At 39.9% G+C, this 23,553-nt stretch carries 22 protein-coding genes; 19 read left to right on the top strand and 3 right to left on the bottom strand.

Features of this window, described 5'->3' with window-relative positions:
- Nucleotides 1-49 precede the first annotated feature (49 nt).
- The 13 genes from FCN14_RS12855 (at nucleotide 50) to FCN14_RS12810 (ending at nucleotide 12,365) form a co-directional block, all read left to right on the top strand.
- Nucleotides 50-625: a DNA-3-methyladenine glycosylase I gene (locus FCN14_RS12855; protein WP_138431672.1), complete on the top strand. Its 576-nt coding sequence runs from the start codon at nucleotides 50-52 to the stop codon at nucleotides 623-625.
- Nucleotides 626-749: 124 nt separating this feature from the next.
- Nucleotides 750-956, top strand: coding sequence for a MerR family transcriptional regulator (locus FCN14_RS12850; protein WP_138431671.1), 207 nt, complete (start codon nucleotides 750-752; stop codon nucleotides 954-956).
- A gap of 502 nt (nucleotides 957-1,458) precedes the next feature.
- Nucleotides 1,459-2,166, top strand: coding sequence for a helix-turn-helix transcriptional regulator (locus FCN14_RS12845; RefSeq protein WP_171032924.1), 708 nt, complete (start codon nucleotides 1,459-1,461; stop codon nucleotides 2,164-2,166).
- A gap of 97 nt (nucleotides 2,167-2,263) precedes the next feature.
- Nucleotides 2,264-2,437, top strand: coding sequence for a hypothetical protein (locus FCN14_RS15805; protein WP_171032923.1), 174 nt, complete (start codon nucleotides 2,264-2,266; stop codon nucleotides 2,435-2,437).
- An 80-nt stretch (nucleotides 2,438-2,517) separates the two neighbouring features.
- A complete protein-coding gene (locus FCN14_RS12840) occupies nucleotides 2,518-3,714 on the top strand; it encodes an HlyD family secretion protein (protein ID WP_138431669.1) in 1,197 nt (398 codons plus the stop codon).
- A gap of 71 nt (nucleotides 3,715-3,785) precedes the next feature.
- Nucleotides 3,786-5,990, top strand: a complete 2,205-nt coding sequence (locus tag FCN14_RS12835) for a peptidase domain-containing ABC transporter (protein WP_138431668.1) — start codon at nucleotides 3,786-3,788, stop codon at nucleotides 5,988-5,990.
- Nucleotides 5,991-6,002: 12 nt separating this feature from the next.
- A complete protein-coding gene (locus tag FCN14_RS15910; RefSeq protein WP_212747645.1) occupies nucleotides 6,003-6,344 on the top strand; it encodes a hypothetical protein in 342 nt (113 codons plus the stop codon).
- 51 nt (nucleotides 6,345-6,395) lie between these two features.
- A complete protein-coding gene (locus FCN14_RS15800) occupies nucleotides 6,396-6,569 on the top strand; it encodes a hypothetical protein (RefSeq protein ID WP_171032922.1) in 174 nt (57 codons plus the stop codon).
- Between the two features lie 178 nt (nucleotides 6,570-6,747).
- Complete coding sequence (locus FCN14_RS12825) at nucleotides 6,748-6,978, top strand: hypothetical protein (protein WP_138431667.1); 231 nt, start codon at nucleotides 6,748-6,750, stop codon at nucleotides 6,976-6,978.
- Between the two features lie 134 nt (nucleotides 6,979-7,112).
- Nucleotides 7,113-7,346, top strand: coding sequence for a hypothetical protein (locus FCN14_RS15795; protein WP_171032921.1), 234 nt, complete (start codon nucleotides 7,113-7,115; stop codon nucleotides 7,344-7,346).
- 662 nt (nucleotides 7,347-8,008) lie between these two features.
- On the top strand, nucleotides 8,009-9,541 hold the full coding sequence (locus FCN14_RS12820; protein ID WP_212747644.1) for a M16 family metallopeptidase: 1,533 nt from the start codon (nucleotides 8,009-8,011) through the stop codon (nucleotides 9,539-9,541).
- Nucleotides 9,542-9,584: 43 nt separating this feature from the next.
- Nucleotides 9,585-11,690 carry a M16 family metallopeptidase gene (locus FCN14_RS12815; protein WP_171032920.1) on the top strand — a complete coding sequence of 702 codons (2,106 nt, stop codon included), beginning with the start codon at nucleotides 9,585-9,587 and terminating at the stop codon, nucleotides 11,688-11,690.
- A 120-nt stretch (nucleotides 11,691-11,810) separates the two neighbouring features.
- On the top strand, nucleotides 11,811-12,365 hold the full coding sequence (locus FCN14_RS12810; RefSeq protein ID WP_138431665.1) for a DinB family protein: 555 nt from the start codon (nucleotides 11,811-11,813) through the stop codon (nucleotides 12,363-12,365).
- On the opposite strand, the gene FCN14_RS12805 is transcribed toward FCN14_RS12810, so the two are convergent.
- Together FCN14_RS12805 and FCN14_RS12800 are read right to left on the bottom strand one after the other, a co-directional pair.
- The gene (locus FCN14_RS12805; RefSeq protein WP_138431664.1) at nucleotides 12,351-13,388 is read right to left on the bottom strand and encodes a glycosyltransferase family protein; all 1,038 of its coding nucleotides are present in this window, start codon (nucleotides 13,386-13,388) and stop codon (nucleotides 12,351-12,353) included. The two genes, FCN14_RS12810 and FCN14_RS12805, sit on opposite strands and share 15 nt — an antisense overlap.
- The gene (locus tag FCN14_RS12800; RefSeq protein WP_138431663.1) at nucleotides 13,385-14,203 is read right to left on the bottom strand and encodes a UDP-2,3-diacylglucosamine diphosphatase; all 819 of its coding nucleotides are present in this window, start codon (nucleotides 14,201-14,203) and stop codon (nucleotides 13,385-13,387) included. The genes FCN14_RS12805 and FCN14_RS12800 overlap by 4 nt, the downstream gene beginning before the upstream one ends.
- 176 nt (nucleotides 14,204-14,379) lie before the next feature.
- On the opposite strand from FCN14_RS12800, the gene FCN14_RS12795 reads away from it, so the two are divergent.
- Both FCN14_RS12795 and tnpA read left to right on the top strand, forming a co-directional pair.
- Nucleotides 14,380-14,835 carry an OsmC family protein gene (locus FCN14_RS12795; protein ID WP_138431662.1) on the top strand — a complete coding sequence of 152 codons (456 nt, stop codon included), beginning with the start codon at nucleotides 14,380-14,382 and terminating at the stop codon, nucleotides 14,833-14,835.
- Nucleotides 14,836-15,057: 222 nt separating this feature from the next.
- Entirely contained in the window at nucleotides 15,058-15,537 is a 480-nt protein-coding gene (tnpA, locus tag FCN14_RS12790; protein ID WP_138431661.1) for an IS200/IS605 family transposase, read from the top strand.
- A 98-nt stretch (nucleotides 15,538-15,635) separates the two neighbouring features.
- On the opposite strand, the gene gcvP is transcribed toward tnpA, so the two are convergent.
- Nucleotides 15,636-18,551 (bottom strand): aminomethyl-transferring glycine dehydrogenase, encoded by a 2,916-nt coding sequence (gene gcvP, locus FCN14_RS12785; protein WP_138431660.1) that lies wholly within the window; start codon nucleotides 18,549-18,551, stop codon nucleotides 15,636-15,638.
- A 315-nt stretch (nucleotides 18,552-18,866) separates the two neighbouring features.
- Between gcvP and FCN14_RS12780 the strand changes: the two genes are divergently transcribed.
- The 4 genes from FCN14_RS12780 (at nucleotide 18,867) to FCN14_RS12765 (ending at nucleotide 23,483) form a co-directional block, all read left to right on the top strand.
- Nucleotides 18,867-20,876, top strand: a complete 2,010-nt coding sequence (locus FCN14_RS12780; RefSeq protein ID WP_138431659.1) for an LVIVD repeat-containing protein — start codon at nucleotides 18,867-18,869, stop codon at nucleotides 20,874-20,876.
- An 89-nt stretch (nucleotides 20,877-20,965) separates the two neighbouring features.
- Nucleotides 20,966-22,036, top strand: a complete 1,071-nt coding sequence (locus FCN14_RS12775; protein ID WP_138431658.1) for a YncE family protein — start codon at nucleotides 20,966-20,968, stop codon at nucleotides 22,034-22,036.
- 124 nt (nucleotides 22,037-22,160) lie between these two features.
- A complete protein-coding gene (locus FCN14_RS12770; protein ID WP_138431657.1) occupies nucleotides 22,161-23,000 on the top strand; it encodes a ZIP family metal transporter in 840 nt (279 codons plus the stop codon).
- 90 nt (nucleotides 23,001-23,090) lie between these two features.
- Entirely contained in the window at nucleotides 23,091-23,483 is a 393-nt protein-coding gene (locus FCN14_RS12765; protein WP_138431656.1) for a response regulator, read from the top strand.
- The last annotated feature ends 70 nt before the right edge of the window (nucleotides 23,484-23,553 follow it).

The raw sequence follows: 23,553 nt of genomic DNA, 5'->3' as shown, positions 1-23,553 counted from the left end.
AGACTATAAATAATTTCAATTATGCTGTTTTAATTTAAAAAATCCAATTATGCCTACTAGATGCGACTGGTGCGAAGGTACTTTTGAACAATATGTTACTTATCATGATGAAGAATGGGGTGTACCTGTATGGGATGATACCACCCAATTTGAATTTATCATGCTCGAAAGTGCCCAAGCGGGATTAAGCTGGAGTACTATTCTTAAAAAGCGGACTGGATACCGAAACGCCTTTGCCAATTTTGATGTACAAAAAGTAGCGCGATTTGATGAAAAAAAGGTGCAAGAACTACTCAAAAATCCTGAAATAATCAGAAATGAAAATAAAATAAGGTCAGCTGTAAATAATGCTCAATGTTTTAATGAGATTCAGGAAACGTTCGGAAGCTTCTGTAACTATATATGGGATTTTGTTGATGGAGAACCCATTCAAAACGAATGGAAGTCTTTAGAGGAGGTTCCTGCCAATACTCCAACATCGAACAAATTAAGCAAAGATATGAAGAAACGAGGCTTTAAATTTATTGGCAGCACTATAATATATGCTCATATGCAAGCTACAGGTATGGTTAATGATCATATTACTTCCTGTTTTCGCCATCAAGAAGTTTTAAATCTGACTTAAAGCGTTTATACCCTTATATTTATTACTGTTTTGTTAATAGTTTATATTCGACTAGTAAAAAAGTTGATTTTTTCTATTTTAGAGCCAATTGATCAACCAAGCTAAATAAATTATAGATAGTATTATGCGATCGATGTTCTCTCTGGAAGAAGTTGGTGATATGTTAGATATGAAGACCAGTGAGGTAGAACGTGAAATTGAAAGTGGTCATTTGACATATTCCTTTCATGACGGTGAAAAGCGGATTACCCTGTATGATCTGGAAAAGTATATGGGAGCTGAGCAAACCCGGAAAATCACTCAGGATTACCTGAAAGACGGGGAAAGCTAAATACTACACCGCTTAATATTTATTACTGAAAATAAAGCCTCTTTTTATTTCCAAAATCGGTATGAACATAATATCACGTCTTTTATTTTAAATTCCATTTGTATACCAAATCAGCAATTCTAAATTAATTTCGAATTGCTATATCTACTTTTGATTTATCTCCCCTCCTTCAAATTTCATTCGATTTAGAATATGAAATTAATTCTGTTCAGCAGTAGCCACTGCTTGTCCTCTTCACCCTTACTAAAATAATTTGCTCCTTGTATCTCTCATCTCTTCTGCAAAAACTACTTAAATACAATTTACTGAAATGGGGCTAGGCAATTAAACCTCAACCAGGGAGAAAATATATGGGTCCTTCCTTACACTAAATCAATTCGTACCACAACAAAAGGGTTAATTTATTTTAATAGATAAATTGTAACATCTGAGTTTAGGCCTACTCTTGTTTTTTAGTACAGCTCTCTTTCAAAATAATATGTTGGCTAATATCAGAGTTGAAATGGTACATTCAGAAATGACTATACACCTTTTACATCCCAGTAATATAGAAGCAAAAGCATTATCTAAGTTATTAACTGAAAAAAATTATACCGTAATCCATCATTCCAGAGAATCAATAAAAACAGTCATATCCCCATCCCCACCATATGTAAAGCAACGTTTATTAATAGACACAAGGTGTTTATTCTTTTTAAAGACAAAGCATGTAGAAAAACTTTGCAAATCTAACCATTCTATCACCCTCTTAGGTAGGCTAAACCACTTATTTTGGTTCTTTCAGTTTGGGTGTACCCACATAAACTTTGTACATCCACAAGACCAAGTTGAATACTTACTTGGAGCAATCCAAGAAATAGGCAAAGAACAGTCTTTGGTTAGTGATAGAATTATGACTTTTCTGAATCAGGAACAAAAAACACAACAAACAAATATCCTAGAAAACGACCTTGAGGCACATTTAACTAAAACTGAACTTCAAACAATGCTTGAAATATCAAAAGGAAAAAAAACAAAGCAAATAGCAAAGAGTTGGTCACGAAGTCACCATACCGTCAATAATCATCGGAAAAATATTCTAAAAAAAATTAGATCTACGGGGACATTTACTCTCAATAAATTTTGCATTGAACAGAGAAAAGAAATTCAAACACTTCTTGCTATAAATGAAAACAGCAATCTAATCAACAGCATTAGAAAAAATGACTAAAGGTAGCTATTTACTTTTCCCCTCCTTTAATATTGCTTGCAAACGTTTCGTAAGAAACTACTCATCATAAATATACATAACATAACAAGAGGTCTTTATGCATGATTGCAAAAAGTTAGAAAATCTAAACCTAACCGAATTAACACCTCAAGAAAGTAAAAGTTTTGAAGGTGGCAGTACAGATACAGGTGTATGGGATGACCCCAATGATCCTGATGATGGCGGTTGCATACCAGATCCGTTTAGAGATTTGTTAAAAGACAATAACTAGTTGATTACTATTTATTCGCAAAAGGCGAAGGGAATTCCCTTCGCCTTTTAATTCTCTCCATCCAAAATTGTTGCATCAATATGGACAAAAAACTATTCCCGAAGGAAATTATAGAAAATTCTGCCGAATCGAACTTTCAGAAACATTCAGTAAAAACAAAGTTAATCTATATTACTGCTGTTTTATTTGTTATTAGTTCTCTTCTGGCATTACCCTTTATTTATGTGGATGTAAGTGTCAAAAGTCGTGGAGTTATTCAACCTACTACCGAACGCAACAAATTAACGTCATTAGTTTCAGGAAAAGTTGATAAACTAAACATTAAAGAAAATATATCCATCAAAAAAGGTGAGCAGGTAGCAATTGTTGCTGCTCCTTTGCTGAAAGAAAAGTTACGTTTTAACTCAAAGCGACAAAAACAAGTAACTCGTTATCTCAGGGATTTATCAAAATTAGGGCAAATTGATTCCGCCACCATTCAACGCAACATGGAACTGGAGACCCCTAAATACAACCATTCTCTTTTACAGATCAAACAAGAAATCAGGGGGCATCTGCAAAAAGTAAATAAAATCAAAAAAAGACATGGACGAAATCAAAAACTGTTCAAGCGCGACATGCTTAGTAAAGCAAAATATGAAGAAACAGCATATGCATTAGAAGCCGCTCAAAACAAATTACAACTGCTCCTTGACCGGCAAATAAACACATGGCAGGCTGATCAAATAGCGTATCAAGAAGAATTAGATCAGCTCAAGACAAAAAGAGAACAGCTTAAAAGGGAACAAGAGCAACATATTATCAGGGCCCCAATTTCAGGAACTATCCAAAACATGCAAGGAATTTATGAAGGTAGTTTCATTACGCCCAATCAACCACTAGCAGAAATTTCTCCAAACACTGGCCTTATTGCGGAATGCTATGTATCACCAAAAAATATTGGACTGATAAAAGAAGGAATGGAGGCTCGATTTCAAGTATCTGCCTTTGATTATAATCAGTGGGGAATGCTTAAAGGAACAGTAACAGAAATTTCAAATGATGTTACTGTTATTAATAAACAGCCAGTATTTATTGTAAAAAGTAGCCTGAACCAATCATATATGAAATTAAAAAATGGATACCGTGGCAGGTTAAAAAAAGGGATGACCATCCAGGCGCGCTTTACTATCACGGAACGCAGTCTATTTCAATTACTGTATGATAATGTAGATGACTGGCTAAATCCTAAATGGGATGGTCAAAATTCAAAAGATAAAGAAGTAGCCCTCCGATAATATTCTCTTTTATTTTTCTTCTATTCAGAAGTCGGTAATACGAGTAATAAAAACAAACAGATTTACGATATATGTGGCTTAAAGAACGCAAGGTTGGCATCAAACAACACGATATAACTGATTGTGGAGCAGCTTGTTTAGCATCAGTTGCAGCACACTATGATCTAAAGTTACCTATTGCACGAATTCGTCAGTATGCCTCTACTGACAAAAAAGGGACAAATGTATTAGGCATGATAGAAGCTGCTGAAGAACTTGGCTTCTCGGCCAAGGGAGTAAAAGGAGAGTTTGACAGCCTCTTTAAAATTCCTACCCCTACCATTGCTCACGTAGTCGTAAAGGAAGTTCTCCACCATTATGTGGTTATTTATGAGGCAAACGATACCCATATTGTGGTTATGGACCCACAAGATGGAAAACTTCATGAAATACCTCATGAAGAGTTTAAGGAACAGTGGACCGGCGTTTTGGTTTTACTGATGCCTGATGATGACTTTCAAACGGGTGATGAGAAAGTATCTATACTTAGCCGACTTTGGTTTTTACTGAAGCCCCATAAAAAGGTACTGGGACAAGCCCTATTTGGTGCGGCATTATTTACTATCATTGGTTTATCCACGGCCATCTTTGTACAACTTATCCTTGACCATGTTATCCCCGATGGGAATGAAAACTTGCTCAACCTACTGGGTATAGGGATGGTGGTGTTACTATTATTACAAATCTTTATCGGTGCTACCAAAACCGTTTTCACTCTCAAAACCGGTCAGCTCATTGATGCACGGCTTATTTTAGGATACTATAAACATCTACTCAAACTTCCACAACGCTTTTTTGACTCCATGCGTGTTGGTGAAATCATATCCAGAATCAATGATGCCGTAAAAATTCGGACATTCATCAATGATGTTTCCATTAACCTGGCTGTAAATATATTTGTAGTACTCTTCTCTTTCGGCCTTATGTTTACTTACTTCTGGAAACTGGGTCTGGTAATGCTCGCAATCATCCCCGTTTATGTACTTGTTTACTTCATTACCAATAAAATTAATAAGAAAACGCAACGCGAGGTGATGGAAAATGCAGCTGATCTGGAATCTCAGCTGGTAGAATCGTTGAACTCCGTTTCTACTATTAAACAGTTTGGACTTGAAGACTATGCAAACATCAAAACAGAAGGGCGATTTGTTAAATTATTGAAATCGATTTACCAGTCCGGTTTAAACTCGGTTTTTGCAGGTAATGCCTCTACCTTCACTTCAAGAACATTTACAATCATCCTACTCTGGTTGGGTGCCTATTATGTAATGGATAACACTATTACCACCGGAGAGCTTATGTCTTTCTATGCTGTAATCGGATACTTTACAGGACCTGCAGAAAAACTTATCGGCATGAACAAAACCATACAGGATGCCTTAATTGCCGCTGACCGCCTTTTCGAAATTATGGATTTGGAAAAAGAAGAGGAAGGCCAACAAATGGAATTAAATCCTGAATCCACCGGTGATATCATATTCGAGGAGGTTCATTTCCGGTATGGTTCTCGAGTTACTGTATTTGAAGATCTAAATCTTACTATTCCCAAAGGAAAAATTACGGCCTTTGTCGGAGAAAGCGGATCCGGTAAAACAACCATTATTAATATTCTCCAAAAACTGTACCCTTTGGATGATGGAAAGGTAATGATTGGAGATATAAACCTAGACTATATAACAAATGAGAGTCTCCGAGATAACATATCTGTAGTTCCCCAAGATATTGACCTCTTTGCCGGAAACGTTATTGACAATATTGCAGTGGGAAAGTTTAACCCCGATATGGAGAAAATCATCGAGATTTGTAAACAGCTAAAAATAATGCAATTCATTGAAGATCTCCCCAACGGCTTTGAAACATATCTTGGAGAAAATGGAGCCAGTCTATCTGGCGGACAAAAGCAGCGCATTGCCATAGCAAGAGCCCTTTATCAAGAACCTGAAGTTTTAATCATGGATGAAGCTACCTCCTCTCTGGACTCCTCCTCTGAACAGCATGTTCAACGAACGATAGAACTTTTAACCGAACAGGATAAAACTATCATTCTTATTGCACATCGCTTGAGTACCGTCTTTCAGGCAGATAAAATATGTGTCTTGGATGAAGGGCAAATTGTGGAGCAAGGTACCCATCAAGAACTTATGGAGCAGGAGGAAGCCTATTACAAACTCTGGCAAAAACAGTTTCCCATTTTAAACGGAAAACCTTTATCACAATTAGATCAAACCGTCAACTAAAACCTATTCAATATGTCACTTCGCACCTACTTGACCCGTATTCGACGTCTTGATGCTATGATTCGAAGAAAGAGTACCGGTCCACCAGAAGAACTTGCGAATAAGTTAGATATTTCGGAACGCTGGCTTTATAAATTCCTTCGCGAATTGAAAGAAGAGTTTGACTGTCCCATCAGCTATGATCAATACCGACAAAGCTATGTTTATGAAGAGAAAGGAAAAATTATTGTAGGGTTTGAAGAACTCTCGAATAAAAAGCAACGCAAAATCAGCGGTGGTTCTACCAAAAAAATATGTCACTGTATTTATTTGTTCAGTCGGCCACTATTTATTTCACATGGATCTAATATTTAGATCAAAACATACCAATAACTAAATAAAATAATCATGGATAATTTAGATCACATGGAACTCGTAGAATTAGATGATGAATCATTAACAGAAGTCGATGGTGGTTTCATCGCTCTAACTATTCTAGGAGTAACCTATTCAGCCACTACAGTAGCTGCTGCAGTAGGCGCAGCAACAGCAGCCGGCGTTGCAGCAGGAGTCGCAGCAGCAGCCGCATCTGATAAATAAACACATATCTTCATTCATTCTTAACACCTTACATATGGAATTCACAGAGTCTACGGCTCATGCCATAGTGCTTGCCTGTTACCTCGCGTTGGTTGCAGGAATGGTTTTAGGTGTTATTACTGCTATCAAAACGGATAGCAAAAAATAATCTATTCATAATTTATAAATTTATTTTACCATGAAAGCAACAGCAAAAAAACACTCCACTTTTAATAATATTGATGAATTTGGTCTTACCGAATTAAATAATCACGAAATCAAGAATACCAATGGTGGTGAACCTGTAACACTTTCCGGGGCTGCAGCAGTAGCAGCAGGCGGAGCTATGGTAGCCGGAGCTTTTGTCGTTGGCGTCGCAATTGGTGTTGGCGTTTATTATGGTGTAAAAGCAGTTACAAGTGATGAATAATTCATATTGGGTCTGGTGTATCCCAGACCCAATATTTTATTTAACAACAACGACACCTCTGGTGCTACAGCCAACATAGTGGAAGAAGGAGCATCAGCCAGTGCCGGTAAAAAACTAACATGGAACCCAACGTTATGTCCACTGATAACAATTTTTTTATTCAAATAGGCCAACTTTTGTTCAATAAAGAATCCACAGCAACTATACTATTGGGCGTTCTGTTGCTAGGTGTTATGGTTGGACTATTAAGTATCATACATATCAATAATCCGGATACTACAATAACAGAGACCCTCCCCCTTTTCTTCGGCACTGTTATTCCAATTCTTATAATCATTAAAGGGTTTAAAAAAGCTGTTCAAAACTAAAGTATTCTAACAGCTTATTTACTTGCTGGTTAACGTTTAGTTAACCATACACAATTTTAAAAATTCAACTAAGAGTTTTGAGAATTCTATTGATCTTTCGCCCACGACGCTCAAACTTCCAATAAGAGAATTCTTTTAGGGTAGTTTTTAAAACTACCTATCTGATACATGCTTTTCATAATTCAATTGCAGGTATTTTTAATGTTTTGTTATAATTTTAGGACTTCTCCCTATAATATTTAGAAAAGTAATGCCATAATTATAGGTTATATTATCAATCTTCAGTAGCTTAAAAGGGGAATAATGCTACGAGCTACCGTTACAGCGCCACCCTTTTGATGCTATTAGCAAGTTTTCTAAACAATCAGCGAACGCCCAATCATTGAATGCATTAAAAAAAGCAATATTAAGATCGTTTAATTCTTGTAACACTGCCCTCTCTTTTTGGTCTTGACCTCTCTTGTTTACCCTATTCCAAAATTGCTTTCTTAATCAAAGATCAAATCATACTGAATTGCACTCTACCGAGATAAGTAGTTATCAGCAAACGTTATACCACTAACATTATAAATAAGTAATATAGACCATCTCTCTTTACATACTTATATACATTCAATAACATTTCATCCACACAACCTATAAACTAAAACTAAGGATCAAAGATGCTACGACGTATTTTACCAGTGCTCTCAATGCTCGTGCTTTTCGTCGGTTTTTCAATACAACCAGCAAATGCACAATCGTTAGACAAATTTGAAAATAAAGTAACAGAATTTACCCTCGATAACGGCCTAACATTTATCATCATTGAACGCCCGGTAGCTCCCGTGGTTAGTTTTGCCACCTACGTTAATGTAGGCGGAGCCAACGAGCCCGTCGGCCATACCGGTATGGCCCATATTTTCGAACATATGGCTTTTAAAGGTACTCACACCGTGGGCACTAACAATTGGAAAGCTGAAAAGAAAGTGCTGAAAAAGCTTGACAATACCTATCAAGAATGGCTGGCTGAAAAGTATCAACCTAAAGCCGATACGGTCAAAATGAACAAGCTTTGGGACAAGTTTAAGCAGCTGCAGGAAAAGGCCGGTGAATACGTGGTCAATAACGAATTTTCACAGATCGTAGATCGCAACGGCGGTACGGGAATGAATGCCACTACCAGCCAAGATCGTACTAATTATTTTTACAGCCTTCCTGAAAATCGTATGGAATTGTGGTTCAGTCTAGAATCAGACCGTTTTAAAAACCCGGTGTTTAGAGAGTTCTATAAGGAAAAAGAGGTTGTACGTGAGGAGCGCCGGATGCGCACTGAATCTCAGCCCATTGGTAAATTGTTTGAAGAGTTTGCTGCTGTAGCATTTACTGCTCATCCTTATGGTCGTCCAACCGTGGGTTGGAACTCCGATATCACAGCAACCACCATGGAAGATGCCCAAGAGTTTTATAACACTTATTATGTTCCTAACAATATCACTTTTGCCATAGCAGGCGATGTAAAAGCAGAAGAAGCAAAAAAGCTTGCAAAAGAATACTTTGGTGATATGAAATCGGGTCCCGAACCACCACCAGTTTATACTAAAGAACCCGAACAACGAGGAGAACGTCGTTTCACTATCAAAGGCCAGTCACAGCCGTTCTTTATTATGGGATACCACACTGTTTCCCAAGAGCATCCTGACTTCCAGGCCTTACAACTCTTAGGAAGCATATTATCAGGTGGACGTACTTCAAAACTATATAAAAGAATGGTGGTTGAAGAAAAAACGGCCCTCCAGATTAGTGCTTTCAATGGATATCCGGGTGCAAAATATGAAACGCTTTTTGCCACTTTGGCCATCCCCAATCAAGGTGTTGGAGTAGATACTATGGAAACAACTATTCTCGATGAGATTGAGAAAGTCAAACAGGGAGAAGTCTCACAAGAAGCACTGGATCGGGCCCGTACCAATGCCCGAGCTAATTTAATTCGCAGTCTTGACTCAAACTCTGGCCTTGCTTCCTCTTTAGCTTCCGCAGAATCATTGAGAGGCGATTGGCGTAAAGTATTCACTGATCTAGAAAAGCTTCAGAATGTAACAGTAGACGATATTCAACGGGTAGCTAAAGAGTATTTAACGAAAGACAACCGTACTGTTGGAGCCATCGTTACTAAATCTGAAAAGGAAAAAGAAGTGGCTGATGCCAGTAAGTAATTCACAACTCCAACAACTTATGAACACAAAGTATTCTATTACTATGAAGAAACTAAGTATATTAATGTTGCTGGTTGCATTTATTACTTCTTGCACCGGCTCCCAACAAACTGCTGAAACACCGTCAAGTGATATTTCTGCTTCTCAAGAGCTCAGTGCTCACGAAAAGCTTGAATTCCCTGAGTTAGGTAATTTTGAGAAGCCTCAAGTAGAAACCTTTACTACTGATAACGGCATTAAATTCTTTTTGGTGCAGGATAATGAACTCCCACTTATAAATGTTAATGCGAGAATTAAAACGGGGGGCGTGCAGGTTCCTAATAAAAAAGCAGGACTTGCATCAGTTACCGGTTCTGTAATACGATCCGGGGGAACTAATAATATCCCTGCTGACTCTCTAAACGCATTGCTTGAAAACAAAGCTGCCAGCATTGAAACTGGTATGGGGTTTTCATCTGGCAGTGCCAGTATGGATGTACTCAAAAAAGACTTTGAAATGTTACTTCCGGTCTTTATTGAAGTGTTAACAAATCCTGCGTTTCCTAAAGACAAAATTGAACTCACTAAAAAGCAACAAAAGTCTGGAATATCACGTCGTAATGATAATTCACGGCAAATTGCATCCCGCGAATTTAAACGACTTATCTATGGCAAAAACTCTGTATATGGCCGAAATAATGAGTATGCTACTATCAATAATATCAGTCGTGAAGACATAGTAAAGTTTCACAAAAGCAATTTCGTGGCTGAAAATATGATGGTTGGCGTTGTGGGTGACTTTGACGCCTCTGAAATGAAGCAAAAGCTACGTAATGCATTTCGCGAAATACCTGCCGGCAATGAGAATGAGCTTACTTTCCCTGAGGTAAACTATGAAGCCAAAAGTTCTATCAATTTCATTAACAAATCTGACGTAAATCAGAGTTTCGTCTTAATGGGCCATTTAGGTGGACTACGGGACAATCCAGACTATCCGAAAATACAGGTGATGAACCGTGTTTTAAGTGGCGGATTTTCAGGGCGTTTGATGCAGAAAGTACGCACTGAACTGGGACTTGCTTATGCTGTATTTGGCCAATATGGAATGAATAGTTTTTATCCGGGAGTATTCTTTGCCGGCGTTCAAACAAAAAGCTCAACTACCTCAGAGGCTATTGATGCTATCATAAAACAGATTGAACGTTTACAAGAGGAACCTATTACCCAACAAGAACTGCAAGATACTAAGGACCAAATCTTAAATTCTTCGGTATTTGAGTATGACAGCTACGAGGAAGTACTGCGCAAGCAGATGTCCTACGAATACCGAGGACTGGCTGAAAATGCTTTTGAGCAGTACATTGAAGGTGTTAAAAACACAACTATCGAAGATGTACAACAAGTAGCCCAAGAGTATCTTAATCCTGAAAAACTAGAAATCCTTGTTGTGGGTAATAAGGATGAGATCGGTAACCAGCTACAAAAATATGGTGATGTCAATAAAATTGATATTTCTATTCCAGAACCGGGTAGCGAACAAAAAGTAGTAGATGGGGACGCTCAAAAAGGAAAACAGCTGCTCAACAAAATGGCAAATGCAGTTATCAAAACCGATACCAAACTCAACACCCTTACTCTTACCGGTGAGGTAACCATGCGAGGACAAAAGCTGCCTACCCAGCTTACTATCAACTTCCCCGACGCTATTAAACAAACAATTGAAGGTCCCATGGGTAAGATTAAGTTCGACTACAAAGATGGCTCTGGGACCATGACAATGGGCGGTCGTGAGCGGTCGCTTCCCCCACAATCCGCAAAAAATTTCAAAAGCACGCTCAACAGGAGCTTCCTATCTATTGCCATGAATGCGAGAGAGGTAGACCCTCAGTTTATAGAAACGGAAGAAATAGAGGGCATCTCATACAACAAAATCAATGTATCCGTAGATGGTTCAAATGTAGTTTTACTGATCGATCCTAAAGATTACTATCCCGATATTATTCGGTATAAGCAATTTAATCCCCGAGCTGGTAAACAGGTGAACGTAGAAACCCAAAATTCCAACTGGAAAATAGTAGACGGGGTGGCATATCCCCACAAGCAGGTAACTAAGCAAAGTGGAAAAACTGCTTCTGATGTGACTTATGAAAGTCACACGGTCAATCAGTAAAATCTATTCATTTTCTTTTGGGGCCGGAGTAATCCGGCCTTTTTTATTTCATGATATTTTTATCTGAACGCTCAAACTACTAATTTTTAGCAAACTTAAACCTAAAATGTCACACCCTCTATGGCCCTTTTCACATGGGAAGAAAATACTCCAGCACCCAATGAATATGGAGAATTCTATCAACGATATATAGAACGGGTTACCGAATCAAATGTACTACAAGCGCTCATTAATCAAGGACAAAAAACCTATGCTTTTATACAACAGCTAGCTCCGGAAGAGGCTGGCTATTGTTATGAAGAAGGCAAATGGAGTGTGAAAGAAGTCATTGGTCATCTTATCGATACCGAACGTATTATGGCGTACCGGGCGCTTAGCATTAGCCGGGGTGAAGAACAATCTCTTCCCGGCTATGACCAAGACGAATACGTTAAGAATGCCAACTTTGACAGTCGAAGCATTCAAAGTTTATCTACTGAATATGATGCGCTTCGGAATGCTAATATCAGTCTTTTCAACAGTTTTGATAAAGAACAAACGCTTCGAAAAGGAACTGCAAACGGAGTTACCGTATCAGTACGAGCTCTTGTCTATATCATAGCTGGTCATGAACAACACCACCACAATATCCTAAAAGAACGATATGGGTTTGGGTCAGCCTTAGAAGAGTCTTAGCCCAGATCGACTACGATTTTGGGATTGTTTAGTCGTAAGGGCATCAGCTTGTTTTATAATCTCTTCAACTATCATTTTAGGATCAGCGATAGCATCCAATCTTAATAGTTTTTTTTGGTCCAACCATTGCTTTAGCTCTTTTTCGCAGTTATTTAATGTTTCAACAGTTTCAACTCCTATACTTTTCAAGGCAGCAACATTGCATTCTTGCTCATACTGATTTCGGATAGGCACAGCCAATAGTTTTTTTCCCAGGTACATTGCTTCAGAACAGGTTTCAAATCCTGCATTACAGATAACGCCCCTGCAAGAGGCAAAACTATCTAGAAATTGTTGATGGCTAATGGGATGAACCTCAGTACTACCTTTCCGATGGTACTGTTCGCAATAGGGTGAAAAAATATGCCAATCAACCATGGTAAAAGGAGCAAATATCTCTTGCAATACTTTGTGATGATACGCGGGAAGATACACCGTCACATGATTCCCGGCACACTGTTCGACCTCCCGAATAGCTGAACGAATAATTGGAGGCTCTATAAAGTGATCATATTGCAGAAAATGAAATCCTATAGGGTAATCTACTGGAGAAAAATGCTTGAATAGTACTTCTGCAACCAATGATTTTTGGGGAGGCCGCGGCGTTAAAGCAGATAGAAAAGAAGCTTGATGACTCAAGCCAATTGAAGGTACATCTTCCAACTTGGCCGCCCAAGCCGATACCGGTTCATAATCACTTATTACTAAATCATAATCCGTGACAAATACTGACTGTACATCACTAAGAAACCGGATCGGCCGAAAATCACGAAGAGTATCCAATACCGCAATTCCCCCGTTATTATCATACGAAAGACTTATCCCATACTTCTGATATTTAATATCCTCTTTTATAGACAACTGATTGTTATGTCCGCTGACCATTACATCCACCACTGCATGCTTTTGCAGTTCGGGGAGAACCTCCCGCGCCCTGCTGATATGTCCGTGCCCCGTACCCTGAATGCCATAGAGTATATTCATCCTATCAGCTCTACCTCTTTAAAGCGTTGTCGTACCGGAATGCTTACCGACTGCTCTTTATCAATAAAGTCATCTTCGGCATACCTATACATCTCCCACCCTTTGCCATTATATTCGAGAGCGGTCAGGTTCTCGATCCAATCCCCGGAATTCATATAAATAACCGACCCCTCTTCATTTTCATATCCTCTTATTTTAGGTTGGTGAATATGTCCGCATATCACGTAATCGTATCCATTTTGTATGGCCAAATCCATCGCGGAAACTTCAAAATCATCTATAAACCGTACCGCTTTTTTCACACTGTCTTTGATCTTTTTGGAGAGAGAAATCTTATTTCTACCCATCTTTTTAAGCAGCCAATTTACCGCCCTGTTTAACAGGATAAGCATATCATATCCCTTGCCCCCGATTTTAGCAATCCATCGGGTCTGCTTCATGGTGATATCAAAAATATCACCATGAAAAATCCAGCACTTTTCACCATTTAGATCCAGTACTAGCTTATCTTTAACAAACAGGGGACCTAACTGCAGACTTGTAATTTTGCGAATAACTTCGTCGTGATTACCCGTTAAGTAATAGATATCGGTACCATTAGCCATCAGGCTCAAAAAACATTTTACCACCTGCATATGTGATTCCGGCCAGTAATACTTTTTAAAATTCCAGATATCAAATATGTCTCCGTTAAGTACCAAAGTTTGAGGTTCAATGGAATTTAAATATTGGGTTAATTCTATGGCATGACATCCTACGGTACCCAGGTGTAAGTCTGAAAGCACTACAATATCTACAGTACGTTTGTTAGTCATAATTGATAGCAGTTTTTCTTTAAGAAAGGAATCATATATTAACTGACCGTAGCCTAACTTTTAACTCTCAATAATGATTATGTTATCCCAGTTTGAATAACCAATGAAACCCAGCCAACATATCATTACGTTATGGCAGATTACATACATTAATCTTCACCTAACCCAATTACACTATGGCAACTGATTCCAACAAGAAAAAAATTGTGCATGCACACTTACCCAAAGATGAAGAGTTTACTACTACCTTAACTGCCGGCAGTCACGAGCTTTTGGGCGATGAACCTACCTCTGTTGAAGGCGGAAAGGACAAGGGGCCTGACCCATATGATTATTTACTGATGTCTCTGGGAACCTGCACCGTTATGACGGTAAAAATGTATGCCAACAGAAAGGGTTGGAAAGTTGATGATATGTATATGGAACTTCGCCACAATAAACGGCACAATGAGGACTGTGAAAACTGTGATGACCCTAATAGTAAGATAGATGTTATTGAAAAGGAACTTATTATCGAGGGCGACCTCAGTGAGAAACAACTCGATCGTATGCTGGATATCTCAAAAAAGTGTCCGGTACATCGTACATTAATGGGCGACATGAAAATTAAGAGTTTTATAAGCCGAAAATAATTTCAACGAAATTATATAGCCATTCACCTTTCCGCCTGACGATGAATCATCAGGCTAAGAAGACAACCCAAAGCCCACTTTAAGTGGGCTTTAAAAAGATGCTTAGCCTACGGATTCATCCCTAGATAAAATAGCAGCAGACTCTTCCATGAAGAAAATTTTTGTGAGTATTTCTTTTCAAATCGATCATACTCTTAAAGGTCAACAAATCAAGAGTATGATATGAGCAATACTTATTCACAAATTTATATTCATCTTGTTTTCAGCACAAAATATCGAGCACCAAGCCTGAAACAAGATTTCGAGCATCAACTCCAATCTTATATCCGAGATCATGCTGAAGATCAGGAACTAAAAATATTAGCCATTGGTGGTACTCAAACTCACCTGCATATTTTATTAACTATGCCACCTAAATTTCCGGTCAGTAAAGCAGCTCAAATTATCAAAGGTAGTTCCTCAAGATGGCTCAACAAGTATCATTTTGATAAAGAAAAGTTCCGGTGGCAGAAAGGATATGGTGCTTTTAGCATTAACAAATCGCTGCTTCCGACCACCATCAATTATATCAAAAGGCAGAAAGAACACCATTCAGAAATAACATATAAAGATGAATTCGCAGCTTTTTTAGATAAGCATGAGATTGATTATGATAATAGAAAGCTGTTCCCCTCTCCGCCTGAAGATGAAGCACCAGGCTAAGAAGAAAAACCAAAGCCCACTTTAAGTGGGCTTTAAAAAAGATACTTAGCCCTCGGATTCATCCGCGGGCTAAGCTGTTTAGTAGTGGAAATAAATATTTATTCCACTGCCTCCGGCTCTTGTCCTTCGGCATAAGCATCCATCGGAACACAACTGCACATAAGGTTACGATCACCATAAGCATCATCCACACGGCTAACCGCCGGCCAAAACTTATCGAACCGTAGGAAGTCGAGCGGGAATATTGCTTTGTCGCGACTGTAGGGATGATCCCAATCTTCGGCCATTGCTACCCGCATCGTATGGGGAGCATTCTTAAGTACGTTATCCTCGGAGTCCGCCTGCTCTTCTTCGATCTCCCGAATTTCTTCTCGTATCGCAATCATCGCTTCACAGAAACGGTCAAGCTCTTCCTTGGATTCGCTTTCCGTTGGTTCAACCATCAGTGTACCCGGCACCGGGAACGACATCGTTGGGGCATGGAAACCATAATCCATTAGCCGTTTGGCCAAATCAATAGAACCAATATTGGCAGACTGTTTAAATGGACGCAGATCCACGATAAATTCATGTGCTGTTCGCCCATTTTTACCTGTATACAAGATCGGGTAGTGACTTTTCAGCTGCTCTTTAAGGTAGTTCGCATTTAATATCGCATATTTTGTCGCCTCAGTTAATCCCTCGGCCCCCATCATCTTAATATATGCATATGAAATGGTAAGAATGCTAGCACTCCCCCACGGGGCTGCTGAAATAGCAGGAATACCATGCTCGCCGCCGGTTTCGATGACAGCATTGCCGGGCAAGAAAGGCCCCAACTCATCGGTAGCAGCTATAGGTCCCATCCCCGGGCCACCACCGCCGTGGGGAATACAAAATGTTTTGTGGAGGTTGAGGTGACACACATCAGCCCCAACTTCTGCAGGACTGGTAAGCCCTACCTGGGCATTCATATTGGCTCCATCCATGTAAACTAATCCACCATTATCATGGATAACCTGGCAGATCTCTTTTATATCTTCTTCAAATACCCCATGCGTTGATGGATATGTAACCATCAGTGCAGCGAGATTTTCTTTATTCGCTTCCACCTTTTCGCGAAGGTCATCGAGATCAATATTGCCATGTTCATCACACTTGGTAACTACCACTTCCATCCCAGCCATAACAGCACTTGCAGGATTCGTACCATGAGCCGAATCAGGGACTATAGTGACATTGCGATGCTCGTCGCCATGATGCTTGTGATAAGCTCGAATAGTCATCAAGCCAGAAAACTCACCCTGCGCACCGGAGTTGGGTTGCAGCGAAACAGCGGGAAATCCCGTTATCGCCTTAAGCTGGTCCTCAAACTTTTCAAATAGTTCGTGATATCCTTGAGCCTGCTCTGCGGGTGCAAAGGGATGGATTTTGCCGAATTCAGCCCAAGTCAGCGGAATCATCTCTGCTGTAGCATTGAGTTTCATCGTACAAGAGCCCAGCGAGATCATGGAATGCACCAAAGAAAGATCTTTATTCTCCAGCTTCTTGAGGTATCGTAGCATCTCATGCTCAGAGTGGTATAAATTAAAGACCGGGTGTTCCAGATAGTTAGATGTACGAGACAGCCTTTCCGTGTAATTGACTTCAACCGATTTGGAATGCGCAGCAACATCAACACTATTTTCGATTCCTTGTACCACAGCAAAAATATCGAGCAGCTGCTTCACATGATCCAGATCCTTCACTTCATCAAAAGCAATACCGACTGCCGCTTCATCAAAATATCGGAGATTAAATTCTTGGTCCAAAGCAACCTTCCGAAGTTCCTCTTTCTGGTCTTGGCTATCCAGTGCTACTTTTAAAGTATCAAAGTAACAGTCAGTCTTTACATTAAAACCAAGCTCTTGTAATCCCTTATCAGCAATTTTTGCTAAACCGTGAATACGCTCTGCAATCCGTCGTAATCCTTTAGGCCCATGATAAACTGCGTAAAATCCTGCAATAACAGCCAGAAGTACCTGGGCTGTACAGATGTTTGACGTTGCTTTTTCTCTGCGAATGTGCTGTTCCCGGGTTTGTAATGCCATACGATACACGGGATTTTCTTCCGTATCCTGAGAAACACCAATTATCCGCCCCGGAATCTTACGCTTATACTTTTCTCTTGTAGCAAAATAAGCTGCATGTGGTCCGCCATATCCCATCGGGACCCCAAAACGTTGAGTAGAACCCACAACAACATCGGCCCCCATTTCTCCGGGAGGGGTTAAGAGAGTCAAACTCAATAAGTCTGCGGCAACTATCGCCTTTACTCCACTTTCGTGTGCTGCTTCAATGAGACTGGTATAATCCTCCACCGAACCGTCAGTAGCCGGATATTGTAATAATATGCCAAACAGTTCTTCATCTGTAACATCCAGCTCGCTATGGTCTCCAACAATAACTTCAATACCCAGCGGTTCTGCACGCCCCTCTACTACTTCTATTGTTTGGGGGTGACATTTTTCGGATACAAAAAACGTCTCCGCTTTCTTTCTCTTTGCTCCCCGTCGTGTAGAATAGAGCATTGACATCCCTTCAGCGGCAGCTGTTCCTTCATCCAGCAACGATGCATTGGCAAGTTCACGTCCAGTTAGATCTGAAACCAACGTTTGGAAATTGATCAGTGCTTCTAACCGACCTTGTGCAATCTCAGCCTGATACGGAGTATAAGCCGTGTACCAACCGGGATTTTCAAGCACATTGCGTAAAATAACATTAGGCGTTAAGGTATCATGGTACCCCATCCCAATAAACGACTCATAAACCTCATTCTTTGCCGCTAATTTCTTAAAATCTTCCAGGAATCGAAACTCACTCATCGGCTCATCAAGCCCGAGCCCTTCACTAAGTCTTATTCCTTCAGGTATTGTTTCATCCATCAGTTGTTCCAGTGACGAAGCTTTGATAGCAGAAAGCATCTCGCTTTTCTGCTCTTCGTCGGGTCCTATATGGCGGTGTAAAAAGCGTTCCTTATCAAAATTGATGCTCATTGAAAGCAATGATTTTAGTTTTAAAACGTATTGGTTTGAATAATGATTAAGCAGCTTTAGTCATTCCCAAAAGATTGACTTTTTCTGCTTTATCTAACAGGAAAATCAAATGAAAGAAGGTAAGCAAAAACCGTTACAATAAACAGCTTATATCTCTGGAAAGGATCGTTAATGAAGACTTATTCAATTATAACTCTCAAAAAATGTAAAAGAACGTAAGCAGCAGCTATCGAACGGTTATAACGATATTTTTAGCTTCATTTTAGTCTCATTTTTCACTTTTTTAAAGCAAACTACACATCAAAACCTGTTCCTATGAAAAAAGCGATCTCTATTGTAATTACTTTCATTCTTTTTGCTCTTATTGCCGTACCTACGTGGGCGCAAAAAACCTCTGACTATAAGATTGTCTTAGAACCTTCAAGCCTAAGCCTAGAGGTTGACGATACTACTCAACTAAACGGCACTATTCAGGATGGTAATGGAAATACCGTACAAGATTCTGTTGCCTTTTATTCCCGGGATGCCAAAAGCGTTCCCATTTCTGCTGATGGTTCAATTCAAGCCTTAAAGCCCGGTACTTTTGAAATTATTGCTTATGCTTTAGCACCTGATGACTCTCGCCTCAGGAAAACAATTACTGTTCAGGTAGCCTACCCCCCTATTACCGATATTAATTTTGTTAATATGCCTGGGGAAATTTACAATCAAACGACACTTCCTATTAAATATGAAGTAACAGATGCCAAAGGTTTTAGCAGAGACGATGTAGATGTCCAGTTTTCTTCTTCTGATGATAAAGTTGCCCATGTTGGTCAATTTGAAAAACTACACACCAATAAAAAGGGAAGTACTACTATTACTGCAACCGTGGGAGACATCAGTGCAAGTTGGATGGTTACCATTATCAAAAATCCGGTTGCTTCAATAGCTCTGGAGCATAAAAAAACGACCGTCAAAACCGGTGAGGTTGTCCACTTTAAAGCAACCCCTAAAAATGATAATGACCAACCGATCAAAGATGCCCCGATCAGTTTTTCTTTTAATTCACAAACTGATGATAATCTCGGAGAGAGCGCTTCCGGACAAATCCAACAAGATGGACGCTTTGTAGCTAATAAAGCCGGCCTTTTTACTATTACTGCCACATCAGGGTCGATCTCAAAAAAAACCACAATCCGTGTTAATACCCGCAATGTGCAAAAAAGCCTAAAAGTAGTTGGCCACGGCCTTATCAGTGAAGTTCACACCTCCGACCTTTGGGTATGGGAAGGTATTGACGGGAGAGATTATGCAATTACAGGTACTTGGGGAGGTGATGGTGAAACCTACTTCTGGGACGTCAGCAATCCCGCTGATATGACGATTATAGACACCGTTACCGTTGATGCACGAACAGTCAATGATGTGAAAATTTCTGAAGACGGACGCCTAGGTATTATTACCCGCGAAGGTGCATCTGATCGTAAAAACGGTATTGTCATACTGGATGTTAGTGATCCCCATAATGTGAGTATCATTACGGAATACACAAAAGGGCTTACCGGTGGCGTACATAATTCTTTTATTTACAAGGATCATGTTTTTGCTGTAAATAACGGTCGTCGATATGATATTATCGATATCAGTGATCCTAAAAATCCTAAAACAGTAAGCCGCTTCGAACTTGATACACCCGGCCACTCTGTTCACGACGTCTGGGTCGAGAATGGGATTGCATACTCTTCTAACTGGGATGACGGTATTGTGGCTGTGGATGTGGGAAGTACCCCTGCGGCACAATCTCCTGAGCGACATAACACTGGGGCCGGCTCTTTTGATAATCCCGTAAAACTAGGGAGCTACACCTACCCCAGCGGTTGGAATCACGCAGCTTTTCCTTTCAAGAGTCAATCTACCGGCGACTTCTATATCATAGCCGGTGACGAAGCATTCCCGAATGGCCTTAATGTAGATGAGGGTCCTACTCGTCCAGCAGGATGGATTCATTTTGTTAAGTTTGAAGGCGGATGGGATACTCCCAAAGAAGTAGCTCGCTACCAAATTCCAGAAGCAGGTACTCATAATTTCTGGGTCAAAGATGATACCCTTTATATTGCCTATTACAATGCTGGGCTCCGGGTTGTTGATATCTCTGGTGAACTTATGGGTAATCTCTACGAACAGGGACGTGAAATTGCCAAACATATCCCGACTCATCCCGAGGGGCACATCCCCAATGCTGCTATGACTTGGGGACCACAACCCTATAAAGGTTATATCTTTGTATCAGACTGGAACTCAGGCATCTGGGCATACAAGCTAGAGGATAAAGCCAACCAATGAACCAATTGAATATTTGAAATTTATGGGGTTTGATATAAGCCCACCATACCTACTTATTCATGAATTCTTAAGAATAACCTCTTATTACTATGAAACAAAGCATCCATAGTATTTCTTATTTCATCATTGCATTGGTACTGATAGTCGCGGCCAAGCCTGCAGATGGACAAACGTATCACGCGTATGTTGCTGCGGAATCAGACGATGAGGTATATCAAATAGCCTACGACGTCCAGACTCAAAAAAGCATCGTTACTGATGTCATTTCCGTGGGGCAATATCCTACTGAAACCGAAGGACCGCATGGTATTAACGTAGGTCTCGATGGCAAATATTGGTATCTCTCCATTGCACACGGAAATCCCTATGGATGGCTTTATAAATTTGAAACGGCTACCAACAAATTTGTTGAACGAACCGAACTGGGAATGTTCCCTGCCAGCTTGGAAATCTCGAAAGCAACAGGACTCCTTTATGTGGTTAACTTTAACTTACATGGGGATATGAAACCCAGCACCGTTTCAGTGGTTGATCCGCAAGCCATGACCGTTGTCAAAGAGATTAAAACTGGTATTATGCCCCATGGATCGCGCATTAGTGATGATGGGAAATACCAATACCATGTTTCAATGATGACGGATGAGCTTATGCAGATCAATACGGTAACCATGGAGCTCAGCCGACGCTTAAAATTATCTGAAGATGAAAACAATTCTCCTCAGGTTAAACCAACATGGGCAGATCCACACCCAAAGAAAAATATTGTATACGTAGCTGGCAACGGTTCTGATGAAATTATCGAAGTAGATATTAAGAAATGGGAAATACTACGGCGTTTCAAGACCGGAAAGGCTCCGTATAACCTTGAGGTAAGCAATAATGGTCAGTACCTGGTTGCCAGTTATAAGGGAGAAGCAGCCACCGGGATATGGGATCTGAAATCAGGGAAAGAAGTTGCTAAAATTAGCAATAGCCGAAAAGTAACTCATGGGGTAAGTATTACGCCCGATAGTAAATATGCTTTTGTCTCTGTAGAAGGAATTGGGGGGCAAGCCGGATCAGTTGATATAATCGATATAGAAGAGCTAGAACGAACAGACGTCATAGAGGTGGGTAAACAAGCCGGCGGCATTATCTTCTGGAAAAAGACTAGGAAGTAGACTGCGGGTAACCCGATACTTCCCCATACAACTATTAGCCTAAGCTAATTTTAGTTTTTGATTTAGCTTACCTTTTCCTATTATTGCTGATTCAATTTATCACAGGATAGTTAGTAAAGTAACAATGTTTGAACTCGCAGAACTTAAAGAGCTTTTTTACAGCTTAAGCCCCATCACCCAAAGCCTGCTTGGCGGAATTTTCACATATACGCTTACCGCATTGGGAGCAGCCCTGGTTTTTTTCACCAAACGTGTTAACTACAAACTACTTGATGCCATGATGGGATTTGCAGCCGGTGTCATGATCGCCGCCAGCTTTTGGTCATTGCTTGTCCCATCCATTGATATGGCTAGTGCCCAGGGCATGATTGAGTGGCTCCCTGCTGTGATTGGATTTTTGACCGGCGGTATCTTCCTTCGGATATGTGATGCCTACTTACCCCACCTCCATATTGGCTTACCGGTAGAAGAAGCAGAAGGGGTACCCACAACCTGGCGACGAGCAACACTATTGGTTTTAGCCATAACGCTGCACAATATTCCCGAAGGATTGGCTATTGGCGTGCTCTTTGGAGCCGCATCTTTGGGGATTGAAGCTGCCGGTGGTGCTACGGTAGCCAGTGCAATTACACTAGCTATCGGTATCGGGATTCAAAACTTTCCGGAGGGAACAGCCGTTTCAATGCCTCTACGCAGAGAGGGACTTTCAGTGGGTAAGAGTTTTTGGTACGGACAACTTTCGGGCATTGTAGAACCAATATCGGCCGTTATAGGCGCTGCAGCAGTTTTAATGATTCAACCATTGTTACCCTATGCCCTGGCTTTTGCAGCCGGAGCCATGATATATGTTGTGGTTGAAGAGCTTATTCCTGAATCTCAACATCGTGGAAATACAGATATTGCCACCGTGGGTACTATGGTCGGTTTTAGTGTTATGATGGTTTTGGATGTTGCATTAGGATAATTAGTTGAAAACTTCCTATATTCGTATCCTTATTTTTTATTTATAGCAAAATATCCATACTACTTTTTGAGATAGTTTTAAGGAAGACGAATGAGTGAATCTATTCCAGAAAAAAATGTACTTATCGTAGAAGATGACATGATCATCTCTATGGTATTAGAACGAATGATCCTGAAACTTGGTCATAATGTATTAAATAAAGTTATAACCGGGCGCGATGCTATTGATAATGCTTTTGAGCTTGAACCCGATCTTATCTTGATGGACATCCAGCTCAAAGATGATATTGACGGTATATCGGCAATGCAGGAGATCAGAAAAAAATCTGATGTCTCGGTTATTTATATTACCGGTAATTCCGATCAATATAATTTATCAAGAGCCAAGGAGACTAACTATGTAGATTATCTCATCAAACCTATTCAGATGAGTCATCTCAAAAAGTCTATTCGTAAAGCTTTTACATCCAACGGATCAGAATAATTTTTTTCCTGCCTGTAATTTCCTTTATTGCACCAGAATAATAAAATCAACGGCTTAGGGTGTAATAAAA

The sequence above is a fragment of the Fodinibius saliphilus genome, assembly GCF_005869845.1.
Classification (GTDB): domain Bacteria; phylum Bacteroidota; class Rhodothermia; order Balneolales; family Balneolaceae; genus Fodinibius; species Fodinibius saliphilus.
Note: the sequence above shows the minus strand (reverse complement) of the source record. Positions and strands in the feature narration are given on the sequence as shown.